We start from the raw sequence: 287 nt of genomic DNA on the forward strand, positions 1-287 counted from the left end.
TCGTCGGCGGTTGGCGCGAGATCGACGCGCGCGACACGCTTCGTCTTGCCAGGGCGGGCGCGGGCGCGCCGCGTCTCGGCGGTCTTGCCGTGCTCGGGCGTCGCAGTTGGGACCAGGCTGCGGGTATTCGTATCGAGTTTCTCGATCTGGACCCCGCGCGCTTCACGGCGCTGTTGCCGGGCGGCGATGCGCATGAACTGGCTGCGTGGCTGATTCGCTGTTATCTCCAGCAGGACCTCGACGTTCAGTTCCTGCTGCAACCCGGGTCGCCACGCGCGGCCTGCACC

The 287-nt window shown here is 69.0% G+C and carries 1 protein-coding gene; it reads left to right on the forward strand.

Going from position 1 to position 287, the window contains the following annotated elements; translation table 11 throughout:
• Positions 1 to 287, forward strand: a 287-nt coding sequence (locus tag EOS_RS42975; protein ID WP_047898343.1) for a type VI secretion system baseplate subunit TssG, incomplete at both ends; no start/stop codon positions are given.

Origin of the sequence: Caballeronia mineralivorans PML1(12), assembly GCF_001028175.1 — a bacterium.
GTDB lineage: Bacteria > Pseudomonadota > Gammaproteobacteria > Burkholderiales > Burkholderiaceae > Caballeronia > Caballeronia mineralivorans.